At 44.2% G+C, this 15,939-nt stretch carries 17 protein-coding genes and 1 tRNA gene; 17 read left to right on the top strand and 1 reads right to left on the bottom strand.

Annotation, left to right across the window (positions count from 1 at the left end):
* The 6 genes from ADH27_RS10495 to ADH27_RS08920 form a co-directional block, all read left to right on the top strand.
* On the top strand, nucleotides 1–1,032 hold a 1,032-nt coding region (locus ADH27_RS10495), incomplete at its 5' end, for an LPXTG cell wall anchor domain-containing protein (RefSeq protein ID WP_048717453.1).
* Nucleotides 1,033–1,570: 538 nt separating this feature from the next.
* On the top strand, nucleotides 1,571–2,302 hold the full coding sequence (gene pyrH, locus ADH27_RS08940; protein ID WP_006595852.1) for a UMP kinase: 732 nt from the start codon (nucleotides 1,571–1,573) through the stop codon (nucleotides 2,300–2,302).
* Between the two features lie 18 nt (nucleotides 2,303–2,320).
* The gene (gene frr / locus ADH27_RS08935) at nucleotides 2,321–2,878 is read left to right on the top strand and encodes a ribosome recycling factor (protein ID WP_048689643.1); all 558 of its coding nucleotides are present in this window, start codon (nucleotides 2,321–2,323) and stop codon (nucleotides 2,876–2,878) included.
* A gap of 106 nt (nucleotides 2,879–2,984) precedes the next feature.
* Nucleotides 2,985–3,839: an RNA-binding virulence regulatory protein CvfB gene (cvfB, locus tag ADH27_RS08930; protein WP_048717452.1), complete on the top strand. Its 855-nt coding sequence runs from the start codon at nucleotides 2,985–2,987 to the stop codon at nucleotides 3,837–3,839.
* A gap of 10 nt (nucleotides 3,840–3,849) precedes the next feature.
* Nucleotides 3,850–4,065, top strand: coding sequence for a YozE family protein (locus ADH27_RS08925; protein ID WP_048717450.1), 216 nt, complete (start codon nucleotides 3,850–3,852; stop codon nucleotides 4,063–4,065).
* 90 nt (nucleotides 4,066–4,155) lie between these two features.
* Nucleotides 4,156–5,154, top strand: coding sequence for a PhoH family protein (locus tag ADH27_RS08920; RefSeq protein ID WP_193389729.1), 999 nt, complete (start codon nucleotides 4,156–4,158; stop codon nucleotides 5,152–5,154).
* Nucleotides 5,155–5,342: 188 nt separating this feature from the next.
* Here the strand turns inward: ADH27_RS08920 and ald are convergent, their stop codons facing one another.
* Nucleotides 5,343–6,455, bottom strand: a complete 1,113-nt coding sequence (ald, locus tag ADH27_RS08915; RefSeq protein ID WP_048717447.1) for an alanine dehydrogenase — start codon at nucleotides 6,453–6,455, stop codon at nucleotides 5,343–5,345.
* Nucleotides 6,456–6,657: 202 nt separating this feature from the next.
* On the opposite strand from ald, the gene ADH27_RS08910 reads away from it, so the two are divergent.
* The 11 genes from ADH27_RS08910 (at nucleotide 6,658) to rpmG (ending at nucleotide 15,937) form a co-directional block, all read left to right on the top strand.
* Nucleotides 6,658–7,227, top strand: a complete 570-nt coding sequence (locus ADH27_RS08910; protein WP_048717446.1) for a GNAT family N-acetyltransferase — start codon at nucleotides 6,658–6,660, stop codon at nucleotides 7,225–7,227.
* Nucleotides 7,228–7,277: 50 nt separating this feature from the next.
* A tRNA-Thr gene (locus tag ADH27_RS08905) sits at nucleotides 7,278–7,350 on the top strand.
* Between the two features lie 405 nt (nucleotides 7,351–7,755).
* Nucleotides 7,756–9,480 carry a tetracycline efflux ABC transporter Tet(46) subunit A gene (gene tetA(46) / locus ADH27_RS08900; protein ID WP_048717444.1) on the top strand — a complete coding sequence of 575 codons (1,725 nt, stop codon included), beginning with the start codon at nucleotides 7,756–7,758 and terminating at the stop codon, nucleotides 9,478–9,480.
* A 1-nt stretch (nucleotide 9,481) separates the two neighbouring features.
* A complete protein-coding gene (gene tetB(46) / locus ADH27_RS08895; RefSeq protein WP_048717443.1) occupies nucleotides 9,482–11,218 on the top strand; it encodes a tetracycline efflux ABC transporter Tet(46) subunit B in 1,737 nt (578 codons plus the stop codon).
* 91 nt (nucleotides 11,219–11,309) lie between these two features.
* On the top strand, nucleotides 11,310–11,807 hold the full coding sequence (ybeY, locus tag ADH27_RS08890; protein WP_048689623.1) for an rRNA maturation RNase YbeY: 498 nt from the start codon (nucleotides 11,310–11,312) through the stop codon (nucleotides 11,805–11,807).
* Nucleotides 11,788–12,186, top strand: coding sequence for a diacylglycerol kinase family protein (locus tag ADH27_RS08885; protein WP_048717441.1), 399 nt, complete (start codon nucleotides 11,788–11,790; stop codon nucleotides 12,184–12,186). The genes ybeY and ADH27_RS08885 overlap by 20 nt, the downstream gene beginning before the upstream one ends.
* Nucleotides 12,187–12,215: 29 nt before the next feature.
* Nucleotides 12,216–13,115, top strand: a complete 900-nt coding sequence (gene era / locus ADH27_RS08880; protein ID WP_016465947.1) for a GTPase Era — start codon at nucleotides 12,216–12,218, stop codon at nucleotides 13,113–13,115.
* A 45-nt stretch (nucleotides 13,116–13,160) separates the two neighbouring features.
* A complete protein-coding gene (gene mutM / locus ADH27_RS08875) occupies nucleotides 13,161–13,985 on the top strand; it encodes a DNA-formamidopyrimidine glycosylase (RefSeq protein WP_048717438.1) in 825 nt (274 codons plus the stop codon).
* Nucleotides 13,986–14,582, top strand: a complete 597-nt coding sequence (gene coaE, locus ADH27_RS08870) for a dephospho-CoA kinase (RefSeq protein WP_048717436.1) — start codon at nucleotides 13,986–13,988, stop codon at nucleotides 14,580–14,582.
* Nucleotides 14,583–14,598: 16 nt separating this feature from the next.
* On the top strand, nucleotides 14,599–15,798 hold the full coding sequence (locus ADH27_RS08865; RefSeq protein WP_342622114.1) for a multidrug efflux MFS transporter: 1,200 nt from the start codon (nucleotides 14,599–14,601) through the stop codon (nucleotides 15,796–15,798).
* Entirely contained in the window at nucleotides 15,788–15,937 is a 150-nt protein-coding gene (gene rpmG, locus ADH27_RS09950; protein WP_081453577.1) for a 50S ribosomal protein L33, read from the top strand. Before ADH27_RS08865 ends, rpmG begins: the two co-directional genes overlap by 11 nt.
* Nucleotides 15,938–15,939 lie beyond the last annotated feature (2 nt).

Raw genomic sequence — 15,939 nt, 5'->3', positions numbered from 1 at the left:
AAGAAGGGTGAGGTCATCATCACTTACGTAGATGAAAATGGCAAGGAAATCGAAAAACCTCGTCAAGACACACCAAACTCACCTTATGACACACCATATAATACCACTGAGGAAGGTGAAAAACCTAACACTATCAAGACTCCAGACGGTAAGACCTACAAGATTGTACCGAAAGGTGACTACCCAGTAGGTAAAGTGGACGAAGATGGGCACTTGGAATCATCTGATCCAGTTAAAGGTAAAGTTGACAAACCTAAGTCAATCATCACTTACGTCTATAAAGAAGTGAAGGAAGACCCAACTCAACCTAAGGGTAACGTCTATGTTCACTATGTAGATACAGAAGGCAAGACCATCAAGTCAGATGTGACGGATGAAGAAAATCAACCAGTTGATAAGGACTACAACACGGTGGTAGACAACCGTCCACAAACAATCGAAAAAGACGGTAAGACTTATGAATTGGTCCCAGCAGGCAACTACACAGTTGGTGAAGTGGATGACGAAGGACACTTGAAATCTACCGACCCTACTACAGGTAAAGTGATCGAAGGCGATAAGAATGTAACGTATGTTTACAAACTTAAAGAAACTCCAGACAAGCCTGTAGAACCAACTCCAGACAAGCCTGTAGAGCCAACTCCAGACAAACCTGTAGAGCCAACTCCAGACAAGCCTGTAGAGCCAACTCCAGACAAGCCTGTAGAACCAACTCCAGACAAGCCTGTAGAGCCAACCCCAGACAAGCCTGTAGAGCCAACCCCAGACAAGCCTGTAGAACCAACTCCAGACAAGCCTGTAGAGCCAACTCCAGACAAACCAGTGAATCCAACCCCAGATAAGCCAGTGGATCCAACACCAGGTAAACCAGTGGACCCAACATCAGGTAAACCAGTAGAGTCAACACCAGCTAAAGGACAACTTCCAAATACTGGTGAAACTACATCTGTAGGATCAACTGTACTCGGACTAGTTGCAGGACTTGTAGGATTGGCAACACTTGGACGTCGTAAAGAGGAAGACGAAAAATAATTCTTCTTCCTTTGGTGAATGATTGATTTATCTTCGTTCAAAACGCCAGTTCTAATTGGTGACTAGAATAGGCCTTAAAGCCTCGAAAAAGGGGATGACAATCCCCTTTTTCAACTAGTCATACGCTTAACTAAGAAGCATTAAAATGATATAAGACGAGTCTCCCACCATAAACAGTTTAAAAGTTTTATACTGTTTATCTAAAAAAAGGAGGCTCTTTTCTTATAATCAAGAAAGTAAATGTAATTCTAAATTACTTATTTGAAATTAAATATTATAGTAGCTGCTAACCTGATTCAGAGTGATAATCATCTGGAAAAGATCATATAATTGTTGATGAACCGATGATTGATAAAAGCGACAATTCTTAAATTACATATGTAAAAGAGTTTTATTGCCAAAATCTAGATCCTTTATAAAAAGTAGGATAAAAATGAATATCTTTTCAGTGGATAAGTTAAAATTTTTTTGATAGATATTACTATATAAAAAACGCTTTTTGTGGTAAAATAATACAGATCATAAAAGGAGTGACAAAATGGTAGAACCTAAGTATAAACGTATTTTAATTAAGTTATCAGGTGAAGCGTTAGCCGGTGAACGGGGTGTCGGAATTGATATCAAAACGGTTCAAAAGATGGCCCTTGAAATCAAAGAAGTTCATGACCTTGGAATTGAAATTGCTCTCGTTATCGGTGGAGGAAATCTCTGGCGTGGAGAACCTGCGGCGGAAGCAGGTATGGATCGCGTTCAAGCAGATTACACTGGAATGCTTGGAACAGTTATGAATGCCTTGGTGATGGCGGATTCTCTTCAACAGGTTGGAGTAGATACGCGTGTCCAAACAGCAATTGCCATGCAACAAGTCGCTGAGCCTTATATCCGTGGCCGTGCCCTTCGTCACTTGGAAAAAGAGCGTATTGTTATCTTTGGTGCAGGCATTGGTTCTCCATACTTCTCAACGGATACAACGGCTGCTCTTCGTGCCGCTGAAATTGAAGCAGACGCAATCTTGATGGCTAAGAATGGTGTTGACGGCGTTTATAATGCTGATCCAAAGAAAGACAAGACAGCTGTGAAGTTTGAAGAATTAACTCACCGTGATGTCATCAATAAAGGCCTTCGTATCATGGATTCGACAGCATCGACCATCTCAATGGACAATGATATTGACTTAGTCGTTTTCAACATGAATGAGCCAGGTAACATCAAACGCGTTGTCTTTGGAGAAAATATCGGTACTACCGTTTCTAATAATGTAGAAAAATAAGGAAGTTAGAGGAATAAAATGGCAAATCCAATCGTAGAAAAAGCTAAAGAAAGAATGACTCAGTCTCACCAAAGTTTGGGACGTGAATTTGGAAGTATCCGTGCAGGCCGTGCAAATGCAAGTCTCTTGGATCGGATCTATGTTCAATATTACGGAGTTGATACTCCATTGAATCAAATCGCATCGATCACCATTCCAGAAGCTCGTGTGATGTTGATCACACCTTTTGACAAGTCTTCATTGAAAGATATCGAGCACGCTTTGAATGCTTCTGATCTTGGAATTACTCCAGCCAACGATGGTTCGGTTATCCGCTTGGTCATCCCAGCTTTGACAGAAGAAACTCGTCGTGACTTGGCCAAAGAAGTGAAAAAAGTCGGTGAAAATGCTAAGGTAGCGATCCGTAACATTCGTCGTGATGCGATGGATGAAGCGAAGAAGCAAGAAAAAGCTAAAGAAATCACTGAAGATGAATTGAAGAATCTCGAAAAAGAAATCCAAAAAGTAACCGATGATGCTGTGAAACATGTTGATGAAATGACAGCACACAAAGAAAAAGAATTGCTTGAAGTTTAATCATTTCCAGCAGTTTACAGAGGAAATGAACTCAGTTGGCACTGCTGGCTGAGTTTTATTTCCATTAAGGGGCTATTGATGAGCTTTAGCCAGAAAGAAGGAAAAAATGAATACCAACCTCGCACATGATATCGTGGGCCTTGTAACGGATGAGAATGATCGCTTTTACTTTGTCCAGAAGGATGGGCAGACTTATGCCTTGGACAAGTCTGAAGGAGAGCATGCACTTGGAGAATCCGTCAAGGGCTTTGCCTATACGGATATGAAGCAACGTTTGCGTCTGACCACCCTAGAAGTCACAGCCCGTCAGGACCAATTTGGCTGGGGGACAGTGACTGAAGTTCGCAAGGACCTGGGTGTATTTGTCGATACGGGTCTACCCGATAAGGAGATTGTCGTCTCTCTGGATATTTTGCCAGAAATCAAGGATCTGTGGCCGAAAAAAGGCGATAAACTCTTTGTTCGCCTAGAAGTTGATAAAAAAGATCGGATCTGGGGTGTCTTGGCTTACCAAGAAGACTTCCAACGAATTGCTCGTCCAGCCTACAACAATATGCAAAACCAGAACTGGCCGGCCATCGTCTATCGCTTAAAACTTTCAGGGACCTTTGTTTACCTGCCTGAGAATAATATGCTGGGCTTTATCCATCCAAGTGAACGCTATGCCGAACCCCGTTTGGGACAAGTCTTAGATGCTCGGGTCATCGGTTTCCGAGAGGTGGATCGGACCTTGAATTTGTCCTTGAAACCACGCTCGTTTGAAATGCTTGAAAACGATGCGCAGATGATTTTGGCCTACTTGGAGGGGAATGGTGGCTTTATGACCTTGAATGACAAGTCCTCCCCAGAAGAGATTAAGGCAACCTTTGGAATTTCCAAGGGGCAGTTCAAAAAGGCTCTGGGTGGCTTGATGAAAGCGAAAAAAATCAAGCAAGACCAGTTTGGAACGGAACTAATCTAAGAGGAGCCTTATGCGAAAATCATTTTACACTTGGCTGATGACAGAGCGCAATCCCAAAAGCAATGCTCCGAAAGCCTTGCTAGCTGATCTAGCTTTTCATGAGTCTGCCTTTCCAAAACATACAGATGATTTTGATGAGGTCAGCCGCTTTCTGGAAGAACATGCCAGTTTCTCCTTTAATCTAGGAGATTTTGATGCAATCTGGGAAGAATACCTCAGTCATTAGTAACAGAAGATAGTGGTGAGCCGGGGATGGTCAATTCTCGGTCACTTTGTTATAATAGAAAAAACTTACAGAAATAGAGAGGTTCTTTATTTGAAAGAACATTCAATTGATATTCAATTAAGTCATCCAGATGATCTCTTCCATCTATTTGGATCCAATGAACGTCATTTGCGTTTGATGGAGCAAGAGTTAGATGTGATCATCCATGCTCGAACAGAAATTGTCCAGGTCATTGGTCAAGAAGAAGATTGCGAGAAAGCTAGACAAGTCATTGAGGCTTTGCTGATCTTGGTGAATCGTGGTATGACCATTGGGACGCCGGATGTTGTGACCGCCATTCAAATGGTTCGTAATGATGAATTGGATAAGTTCATCGCTCTATATGAAGAAGAGATAATCAAGGATAGCTACGGCAAGCCCATTCGGGTCAAAACGCTGGGGCAAAAGATTTATGTCGATAGTGTAAAGCACCATGATGTGACCTTCGGGATTGGACCAGCCGGGACAGGGAAAACCTTCCTAGCTGTGACTTTGGCTGTCACCGCCCTCAAGCGTGGTCAAGTTAAGAGGATCATTTTGACCCGTCCAGCTGTAGAAGCAGGAGAGAGCCTTGGTTTCCTTCCAGGAGATCTCAAGGAAAAAGTAGACCCTTATCTACGACCAGTCTATGATGCCCTCTACCAAATCTTAGGGAAAGATCAGACTACTCGGATGATGGAACGAGAAATTATCGAGATTGCCCCTCTGGCCTATATGCGGGGACGGACCTTGGACGATGCCTTTGTCATTTTAGATGAAGCGCAAAATACCACCATCATGCAGATGAAGATGTTCTTGACCCGTCTTGGTTTTAACTCCAAGATGATTGTCAATGGAGATACCAGCCAGATTGACCTCCCTCGAAATGTCAAATCCGGCTTGATTGATGCCCAGGAGAAATTAAAAAATATTTCTCAGATTGACTTTGTGCATTTCTCTGCCAAGGATGTCGTTCGCCATCCGGTAGTTGCCGAAATTATCCGGGCCTATGAGCCCATTCCGAATCCAGTCCTCAAAGAAAAACTGGATGTGGAAGAAGAAGCAGAATAAAAAAGGGAATGGGAAAGAACTCAGACTATTTAATAAGAGTTCGTTTTCCCACCCCCGCACAGTTGATTAGGTCGTCTTTGGAGCTTTAAAAGCGAACAAAGATGCCAATCAACCACTGCGTCATGTAGTTATTACTATCATACAACGAAGGCTGGACACTTTTTGCCCAGCCTTTTAAATATTAGAAATTAAACCAATTCGTCGATTGGAGTGAAGTCGCGTTCTAGACCTTCTGCAACTGGTTGGCTTGTGATATTGCCTTGGTAAGTAGTGACACCTTGGCGCAAACCTTCGTCGAGGGCGATGGCCTTATGGAAACCTTTGTCAGCCAAAGCTTCTACATAAGGAAGGGTCACATTGGTAAGGGCGATAGTAGAGGTGCGAGCGACAGCGCCTGGGATATTGGCAACGGCATAGTGGAGCACACCATGTTTTTCGTAAACAGGCTCCGTATGAGTAGTGACACGGTCTGCTGTTTCAATAACCCCACCTTGGTCAACGGCCACATCGACGATGACAGAACCGGGACGCATTTGTTTGACCATATCGTCCGTCACTAATTTAGGAGCTTTAGCTCCAGGAATCAAGACAGCTCCGATGACAACATCGGCATCACGGACACTAGCTTCAATGTTAAATGGGTTGGACATAAGGGTTTGGATTTGATGACCAAAGACATCTTCTAGAACAGCCAAACGTTTAGCGCTGATATCTAAGATGGTCACTTGGGCACCGAGTCCAAGGGCGATACGAGCTGCGTGGGTTCCAACTACCCCGCCTCCTATGATGGTAACCTTCCCTTTAGGAACACCAGGTACCCCACCTAGGAGGACACCAGATCCACCTTCTTGTTTGGTGAGGAAGTGAGCCCCGATTTGAACGGCCATTCGTCCAGCAACCTCACTCATTGGCACCAAGAGAGGCAATTGTCCTTCAAGGTCTCGTACCGTTTCGTAAGCCACCCCAGTTGTCTTGGCAGTCACCATGGCATCAGCCAATTCAGGGGCAGCAGCCATGTGCAAGTAGGTGAAGAGCAAGAGGTCTTCACGAAGGAAGCCGTATTCTTCAGCGAGGGGTTCTTTGACCTTGACTACCAATTCAGCTGCCCAAGCCTCTGCCGCAGTAGCAACGATAGCTGCCCCTTGTTTAGCGTAATCTTCATCTGCAAAGCCAGAACCAAGTCCGGCATTTGTTTCTACCAAAACTTGATGGCCTTTCTTCACCAAGCTTTGTACACCTGCAGGGGTCAAGCCGACCCGATTTTCATTATTTTTAATTTCTTTTGGAATACCAATTAACATGATTATTTCTCCTTACTTAGATTTAGGTGTAAAAAGGTCATTGGCATGAGATTGCTCTCCTAACTCAATGACCTTTTCACTCCTCATCTGATTGTTTTGATTGATTTTATTGTATAGAAAAATGGGTTAAAAAGCAAGAAAAATTTGAGCTTGCCTTCCTTTATGTTATTTGCTAAACTAATCCCTAAAGAAGGAGTGTCAAATGGAAAATTTATATGTGAAGTTAGCGGCTTATCGAGAAATAGAGACTGAGCGCTTGCACTTGCGTCCGGTCACTCTAGAAGATGCACCGTCTATGTTTGAGTACGCTTCTAATGAAACAGTTACGCGCTACACTTTTCCAACCAATCAGAGTCTAGAAGAGACGCGTAATAATATTGCTCTTTTTTACCTAGCGAGCCCACTTGGCAGATGGGGGATCGAACTCAAAGAAAATGGAAAATTTATCGGGACTATTGATTTACTGGATTTGGATCTTTCTCTGAAAAAGGGGAGTATCGGCTATGTTCTGAATAAAGATTATTGGAACCAAGGTCTTGCGACAGAAGCTACCAAGGCAGTCATTGCCCTGGCTTTTGAACAGTTAGGGATGAACAAGCTCATTGCTGTTCATGATAAGGACAACCCGGCTTCTGGACGGGTGATGGCCAAATCAGGGATGAAATATTCTCACGAAGAGCCCTACGCGATGCTAGACCTGCATGAAGAAGGGAGAATGGTGACGAGAGTTCATTATGTCCTCAACAAGGAAGAATATTTGGCAGAAAAATGAGTCAGGATATTGACAAAAGGCCTATCTCCATGATATAGTAGATAGGTACTGCTGGTTTAGCTCAGTCGGTAGAGCGCATCCATGGTAAGGATGAGGTCGCCGGTTCAATCCCGGCAACTAGCATAGAAGAAGAGAGAAGCTTAGAGAGGATCTAGGCTTCTTTTTTGTGCTTTAATTTCTAATTTAGTGCCTATTTATGGATCTTTTTTCAACAATTTTCAAAAAAACGTTGACAAGCACAGAAATCCGTGGTAAAGTTAGAACAACAAAGAGAAAGGAGAAAACCATCATGAACAAAGTAGATGTTTTGATGACACAATTGAATACACAACTTCTCCAATCTCAGTTGAGTTCTATGTAAAAATTGAATGAAACCCAAGATGGAGGAGTCTGTCTTGGGTTTTTTGTATGCATTTTTGCCTGCCTTAACTGAATTGGTGACAGGCATCAGAAGGCCCAAGTGTGGACTGAGTACGTACTCAGCTCCTTGCTTGGGTTTTTTCTGTGCCATTTTGAAAAGGAGAATATATGATCAGAGCTATTTGGGAGTATATCAGGGAGCGCAAGTGGCGATATGTGAAGATCGCTATGGTACTGATTCTTTATGATTACACTTTATTGATCCCGACGCAAGTCATTCAGCGCTTAGTGGATCATTTGAGTCAGCAGACGCTGACGCAATCGAACTTTGTATGGGATATGGTCCTCTTGGTGGGATCAGCCATCCTCAATTACCTGACGGCTTTTTATTGGCAGTTGCGACTCTTTCAGTCGTCAGTCCATTTCAAGGCGACCCTTCAGGGACAAGCTTTTCGTAAGCTAGTAGCTATGCGGCGTCCCTTTTTTGAGAAATTTCGCTCAGGGGACCTCTTGACGCGCTTTACGACGGATGTGGATGGCATGGCCGATATGGCTGGTTACGGGATGATGGTGCTCCTGTTTGGCGGTGGCTTGTTTGCCTTTATTATTCCGACCATGTTTTTCATTTCTTGGCAATTAACCTTGATTTCCTTTATTCCCATGATCTTCCTTGTCGTCTCTACCTATTTTTTGAGTAGAAAGCAGGAGGAGTATGTTGAGCAAAACCGGGAAGCGGTTGCTCAGTTGAACGATGAAGTCTTGGAGTCCATCGAAGGGATCCGGGTCATGCGGGCCTATAGTAGACGGGATCAGCAGGTCAAACAGTTTCAGAAGAAAACGGCTAGTCTATCCAAAACAGGGGACAAAATTGCTTCTATCCAATATTCTTTTGGCCCCTTAGCCCTGTTGTTTATTGGATTCTCGACAGTCTTGCTCCTGCTATTTGGAGGACAGTCCCTAGCAAGTGGGCAGTTGAGCCTTGGCAAGCTATTGGCCTTGCAACTGTATTTGGTCTTTTTAATTGAGCCTATGTGGATGATGGCGGACCTGATCTTGGTCTATCAGACAGGGCAAATGTCCTATAAAAAACTAAAAGAAGTGATTGATGAGACAGATGATCTTGAGCCAGATGGTACACACTATTTAGAGCAGATCGATTCGGTAGAGTTTAAGGATTATTCCTTCAGTTATCCTGGTGCTGAGCGAAAGAGCCTATCAGGCATTGATTGGACTATCCAGCGAGGACAGACGGTTGGAATTGTTGGTCGTACCGGTGCAGGAAAGACTACCCTGGTTCGACAATTCTTGCGGCAATACCCAGTTGGTGAGGGAGAATTCTTGGTCAACCAGCAACCGATCGTGGACTACAACCGACACTCGATTGAAGAAAAAATTGGTTATGTTTCCCAAGAACATATTTTATTTTCTAAGTCTATCCGTGAGAATATAGCGCTTGGTAAAAAAGGAGCCAGCCAAGAAGACTTGATGGAAGCAGTAGCCCAAGCTGCTTTTGCGGATGATCTCGAGCGGATGTCTCATGGAATGGACACCCTGATCGGTGAGAAAGGGGTCTCTGTATCAGGAGGTCAAAAACAGCGGATCTCTTTGGCGCGTGCCTTCTTAAGAGATGCAGATCTCTTGTTGTTAGATGATTCCCTTTCGGCAGTGGATGCGAAGACCGAACAGGCCATTATTGACACCATTCAAAAAGAACGAAAAGACAAGACGACCATCATTGTTTCTCATCGCTTGTCGGCTGTCCATCAGGCTGATTGGATCATCGTCTTGGATCAAGGACAGATTGTTGAAGAAGGCAGGGCTAGTGATTTATTAGCTCAAGAGGGCTGGTATTATGAACAATACCAACGGCAACAAAAACAGGAAGGAGAATAAGATGAAAGTATTGAAACGATTATTATCTAGGATCACGCTTTATCCAACTGTCTTTCTTGCTGGCTTCATTTGCCTCTTACTAGCCACCATTTTTTCTGAATTGTCTCCCTTTCTTCTCCAAAAGATGATCGATGGGCCTTTGACTGCATTGACCCACGGTGGAGGACAAGGGGACTTGCTTCAGATGGGAGGATTCTATCTCTTGGTCTTGAGCCTGGGGCAGCTGATTAGCTACATGGGCAATCGGATCTTGCTACATGGAAGTAATCAAGTAACCGCTAGTCTGAGAGACCAAGCCTTTCAAGTCATGCAAGGGCTGCCTATTTCTTATTTTGATGATAAGCCGGCTGGGAAGATCGCGACAAGAATTGTCAATGATACGGAGACCTTGAGGACCCAGTTTTATAACTCTTGTATGATTTTAGTCATCTATTTGGTACGCTTTCTCTTTATCCTAGGGATTCTCTTTTACCTGAGTCCTATGATGGGCCTTCTCTTGTGTTTGGTCTTTCCGATTTTCTATGGGATCCAGTATCTCTACAAGGTCATGACGGACCAGCCTATGAAGGATTTCTTTGATGCGCGAAGCGAGGTCAATACCCAGGTCAATGAACTCTTGCACGGTGCTAGTATGATTCAGCTCTATCATCAAGAGCCTGGTGTGGTGGAGGAGTTTGAAGCCACTACCCAGAAGATGTTAGGAGCAAATGATCGAATCCTCTTAGCCGATTCTATCGCTTCTTGGACCTTGACGGAATTGCTCAAGTTTTTAGTGATTGCAGGCATTTTGACTATCGCTGGGATTTCTTTCCTACAGGGTAATATCGGTGTGACGGCTGGTTTCTTATTTATCAATATTAACTATGTGATTAATCTATTTGATCTCATGGCCAATCTTAGTCGTCAATTCCCAAATATTCGGCGATCCTTAGAAACGGGGAGCCGCGTCCTTGCCTTCTTAGACCAACCGTTAGAGGCCGATGGTGCATTGGAACTGAAGATAGAAAAGGCAGAGGTCGTGTTTGACGACGTTCAATTTGCCTATGAAGAAGGTAAGCCAGTTCTGAAGGATATTTCCATCCAAGCCCATCCAGGTCAAACCCTTGCCTTGGTTGGCCATACTGGTTCGGGTAAATCCTCCATTATGAACTTGCTCTATCGTTTCTATGATCCGCAGGAGGGAGAAATTCGGATCGACGGCCAGAATATTCGCCATTTCTCTAGAGAGAGTCTTCGCTCCCACATGGGCATTGTTCTACAAGATCCTTATCTATTTACAGGAACCATTGCTAGTAATGTGGCCATGAGTCAGGAACACATTGATCGGAATGCGGTCAAAGATGCCTTGAAAAAAGTCGGAGCATGGCCCTTTGTAGAGCGTCTTGAAAAGGGAATCGACCATCCAGTTGTAGAAAAAGGATCGGCCTTTTCAAGTGGCGAACGCCAGTTGATTTCCTTTGCGAGGACGCTCTATATGAATCCGCAAATTCTGATTTTGGATGAGGCAACCTCTCACATCGATACGGAAACAGAAGAAATCATCCAGAAAGCTATGGCTGTCCTGCAAAAGGGCCGGACCACCTTTATCATTGCCCATCGCTTGTCGACTATCCAAGATGCGGATCAGATCTTGGTTCTATCAGAAGGGCGCATTGTCGAACGTGGGCAACATGCAGACTTAGTTGCCCATGGTGGCATCTACGCCCAGATGCAAGCTATCCAACAGACGGTTGAATAAAAGGGCATTCTTCAAGTAGTAAAAGTAGCGTGTATTCTAGTATATACGCTATTTTTATGCTATAATTGAAATGATAGTGAGGTGATCCAAGATGTATATTGAAATGGTTGATGAGACCGGTCAAGTCTCTGAAGAAATGATCAAACAAACCCAGGAAATTTTAGAATTTGCTGCAAAAAAATTGGGCAAAGAAGACAAGGAAATGGCAGTGACCTTTGTAACCAACGAACGTAGCCATGAATTGAACTTGGAATACCGGGACACGGATCGCCCAACGGATGTGATCAGTCTGGAATACAAACCAGAGATGGACATTGCTTTTTCGGAAGAAGATTTAGAAGACCATCCAGAGTTAGCAGAGATGATGGCTGAATTCGATACCTATATTGGAGAGCTCTTTATTTCTGTAGACAAGGCGCGTGAGCAAGCAGCAGAGTATGGCCACAGCTTTGAGCGCGAGATGGGCTTTTTAGCAGTGCATGGCTTCCTTCATATCAACGGTTATGATCACTATACGCCGGAAGAAGAAAAGGAAATGTTTGGCCTACAGGAAGAGATTTTGACAGCCTATGGACTCACAAGACAATAAACGAAAATGGAAAAATCGAGAACTGATTGCCAGTCTTGAATTTGCTTTAACAGGGATTTTCACAGCCTTTAAAGAGGAACGAAATATGCGCAAGCATGCACTTTCAGCTATCTTAGCGATTGTTGCAGGCTTCCTTTTTGGCATTTCAGCAACAGAGTGGATCTTTCTACTCTTAAGTGTTTCTTTGGTCATTGCCTTTGAAATCATGAATTCTGCTCTTGAAAATGTAGTGGATTTGGCGAGCGATTACCATTTCTCCATGCTGGCAAAGAATGCCAAGGATATGGCGGCAGGAGCGGTTCTCGTTATTTCGGGCTTTGCCTTTGTGACAGGTCTCATCATATTTGTGCCCAAGTTGTGGGCTTTGGTATTTGGATAAGAGGGAGACTTCCCTCATGAAAGGAAACTATGACATTTAAATCAGGCTTTGTAGCCATTTTAGGACGTCCCAATGTCGGGAAGTCAACTTTTTTGAACCACGTCATGGGGCAAAAAATTGCCATCATGAGTGATAAGGCGCAGACAACGCGTAATAAGATTATGGGAATCTACACGACCGATAAGGAACAGATTGTCTTTATCGATACCCCAGGGATTCACAAACCCAAGACAGCGCTTGGAGACTTCATGGTAGAGTCGGCCTATAGCACCCTTCGAGAAGTCGATACCGTTCTCTTTATGGTGCCAGCAGACGAGCCACGTGGTAAAGGCGATGACATGATCATCGAGCGCCTCAAGGCTGCTAAGGTACCGGTTATTCTGGTGGTCAACAAGATCGACAAGGTGCACCCTGACCAACTCTTGGCGCAAATCGATGACTTCCGTAGTCAGATGGATTTCAAGGAAATTGTGCCGATTTCAGCCCTTCAAGGAAACAATGTTTCGCATTTGATTGATATTTTGAGCGAAAACTTAGAAGAAGGTTTCCAATATTTCCCTGCTGACCAAATCACTGACCATCCAGAGCGTTTCTTGGTCTCTGAAATGATCCGTGAGAAGGTCTTGCATTTAACGCGGGAAGAAATTCCTCACTCTGTTGCAGTAGTCGTGGATTCTATGAAGCGGGATGAAGAGACAGATAAGGTCCATATCCGTGCAACCATCATGGTCGAGCGCGATAGCCAAAAAGGCATTGTCATCGGAAAAGGTGGCGCCATGCTCAAGAAAATCGGAACCCTTGCGCGTAAGGATATCGAGCTCATGCTAGGGGACAAGGTCTTCCTAGAAACTTGGGTCAAGGTCAAGAAAAATTGGCGGGATAAGAAATTGGATCTTGCTGATTTTGGATACAACGAAAAAGAATATTAATAAGAGGTGGGCAGAAGCCTGCTTCTTGTTTTTGAAAGGAGTTCTATGCCTGAATTACCAGAAGTAGAGACTGTCCGACGCGGTCTTGAGAAATTAATTTTTGGAAAAACCATCCAGTCAGTGGAAGTAAAGTATCCTAAGATGATTCATACGGATCTAGATGCTTTTTGTCAAGATCTTCCAAGTCAAGAAATTCGGGCCATGGGGCGCCGTGGGAAATACCTTTTATTTTATCTGACGGATCTGGTTCTCATCTCGCATTTGCGAATGGAAGGCAAGTATTTCTTTTATCCAGACGAGGTTCCTCTTCGCAAGCACGCCCATGTCTTCTTTCATTTTACAGATGGCAGCACCCTGGTCTATGAAGATGTCCGCAAGTTTGGAACCATGGAAGTCATCACACTTGAGCTTGTCGACAGCTATTTTTTGGCGAAAAAGATTGGTCCAGAGCCGACAGAAGCAGATTTTAAAGGGCCAGCCTTCCAAGCAGCTCTTAAACAATCAAAGAAACCCATTAAATCAGCTCTTTTGGACCAAAAATTAGTGGCTGGTCTGGGCAATATCTATGTAGATGAGGTCCTTTATCGAGCTAAGGTTCATCCAGCCCGTTTGGGTCAAAGCTTGACTGCTAGAGAAGCCAAAGCCGTTCGCAAAGAAACGATTGCTGTGCTTACCCAGGCTGTTGAAAAGGGTGGCTCCACCATTCGCTCTTACAGCAATGCTTTTGGCGAGGATGGCACCATGCAGGAAGAACACCAGGTATATGGGAAAACAGGCCAGCCTTGTTTGCGCTGCGGGACACCAATCGAGAAAATCCAGCTGGGGGGACGCGGAACCCATTTTTGTCCTCACTGTCAAAAGGAGAACTAGATGGCGAGAATCATCGGATTAACAGGAGGGATTGCTTCAGGGAAGTCGACTGTCACCTCCTATTTGAGAGAAAAGGGGTATCCTGTCATTGATGCTGATCGAGTAGTCCATGACTTGCAGGCACCAGGTGGAGAACTCTATCAAGCTTTGGTAGAGCATTTTGGAAGGGAAGTCCTTCTAGATACTGGAGACTTGAATCGTCCTGCTCTGGCTCAACGCATCTTTTCAAGCCAAAAAGAGATTACCTGGTCCAACCAAGTACAGGGGGACATCATTCGCAAAGCTCTGGCGCGAGAACGGGACCGACTAGCTGCAACAGAAGACATCTTTTTCATGGATATCCCCTTGTTAATCGAGCAGGGATATCTGGACTGGTTTGACCAAGTGTGGCTGGTCTATGTGACGGAAGATACTCAGTTAGAACGTTTGATGGAGCGTAATGCCTTAACAGAGGTCCAGGCGCGCGATCGTTTGGCAGCCCAGATGCCTCTAGATGAGAAAAAAGCTTTTGTTGATCTCGTGATCGATAACAATAGCCAGCGTGATCGCCTCTATCAGGAAATCGATCGGGCTTTAGAACAAATAGAAAGAAGATGATCCTATTTCACTGGAAATCAATTGGCGTAAAAATCTTTTTATTGCCTGGATTGGCTGTTTTTTCGTAGGTGCCAGTCTTTCGTTGGTGGTCCCTTTTATGGCTCTTTTTGTGGAGGAGTTGGGGGTAAAAGGTCCGGCAGTTCCTTTTTATGCTGGGATTGCAGTCGCCTCCTCCTCTTTGACTTCTGCTCTAATGGCCCCAATCTGGGGGAGTCTGGCAGACCGTTATGGTCGGAAACCCATGATGTTGAGAGCCTCGATTGCTATGACCTTGACCATGGGAGGAATTGCTTTTGTCCCTTCCGTCTTTTGGTTGCTACTTCTACGCTTATTAAATGGTGTTTTCTCAGGCTTTGTCCCTAACAGTACGGCTCTCATTGCCAGTCAGGTGCCAAAGAATCAATCTGGATACACTCTAGGAACCTTATCGACGGGAACTGTTGCCGGTACTTTGATGGGCCCCTTGTTGGGGGGATTGATCGCAGAGCAATTTGGTATGCGGAATGTCTTTCTCCTCGTTGGTTTTTTCCTCTTTCTCGTCTCTGTCTTGACTTGGTGGGGCATTGAGGAAGACTACCAACAAATATCCAAGGAGGAGCACCTTTCAAGCTGGGAATTACTGGCTTCTATCCAGCATAAGGACATTTTACTGGGCCTCTTTTTGACCAGTATGACCATTCAGATGATCGGTCAGTCCATTTCTCCCATTCTTCCACTCTATGTAAGAGAGCTTGGCCAGAGCGACAATGTTATTTTTGTATCTGGGCTGATCGTATCAGCGATGGGTATTTCCAGTATCCTGACATCGGGATGGATGGGGAAGCTCGGAGATAAAATTGGCAACCATCGCCTCTTACTTTTAGCTCTTCTCTATAGTGGTATCCTCTATATCTTCTGTGCCCTTGCTCAGACCCCTTTTCAATTAGGCCTTCTTCGTTTCCTATTTGGGATTGGGACAGGAGCCTTAATGCCTGGAGTGACGGCTCTCTTAAACCGCATGACTCCCAAGGAAGGAATTTCTCGGATTTTTAGTTACAATCAACTCTTCTTTTATGTTGGGGGAGTTCTTGGTCCCATGATGGGCTCTAGTATTGCCATGCATGTCAATTACCATTGGGTATTCTATGGGACTGCTATCCTAGCCTTTATAGATTTGGCCTTCCTTTTATTCATCTTTAGAAAGTATTTGAAAGTGAGAGAAATCAGTGCGCATTAAAGTACAACTAACCTGCACGAGCTGTGGTAGTCAGAATTATTTGACAAGTAAAAATATGAAGACCCACCCTGAAAAAATTGAAGTTTTGAAGTATTGTCCCAAAGAGAGAAAAGTGACATTACATCTTGAAACGAAATGATT

The sequence above is a fragment of the Streptococcus sp. 343_SSPC genome (assembly GCF_001072385.1).
Classification (GTDB): Bacteria; Bacillota; Bacilli; order Lactobacillales; family Streptococcaceae; genus Streptococcus.
The sequence above is the reverse complement of the archived record's forward strand: the minus strand, read 5'-3'. Positions and strand labels throughout refer to the sequence as shown.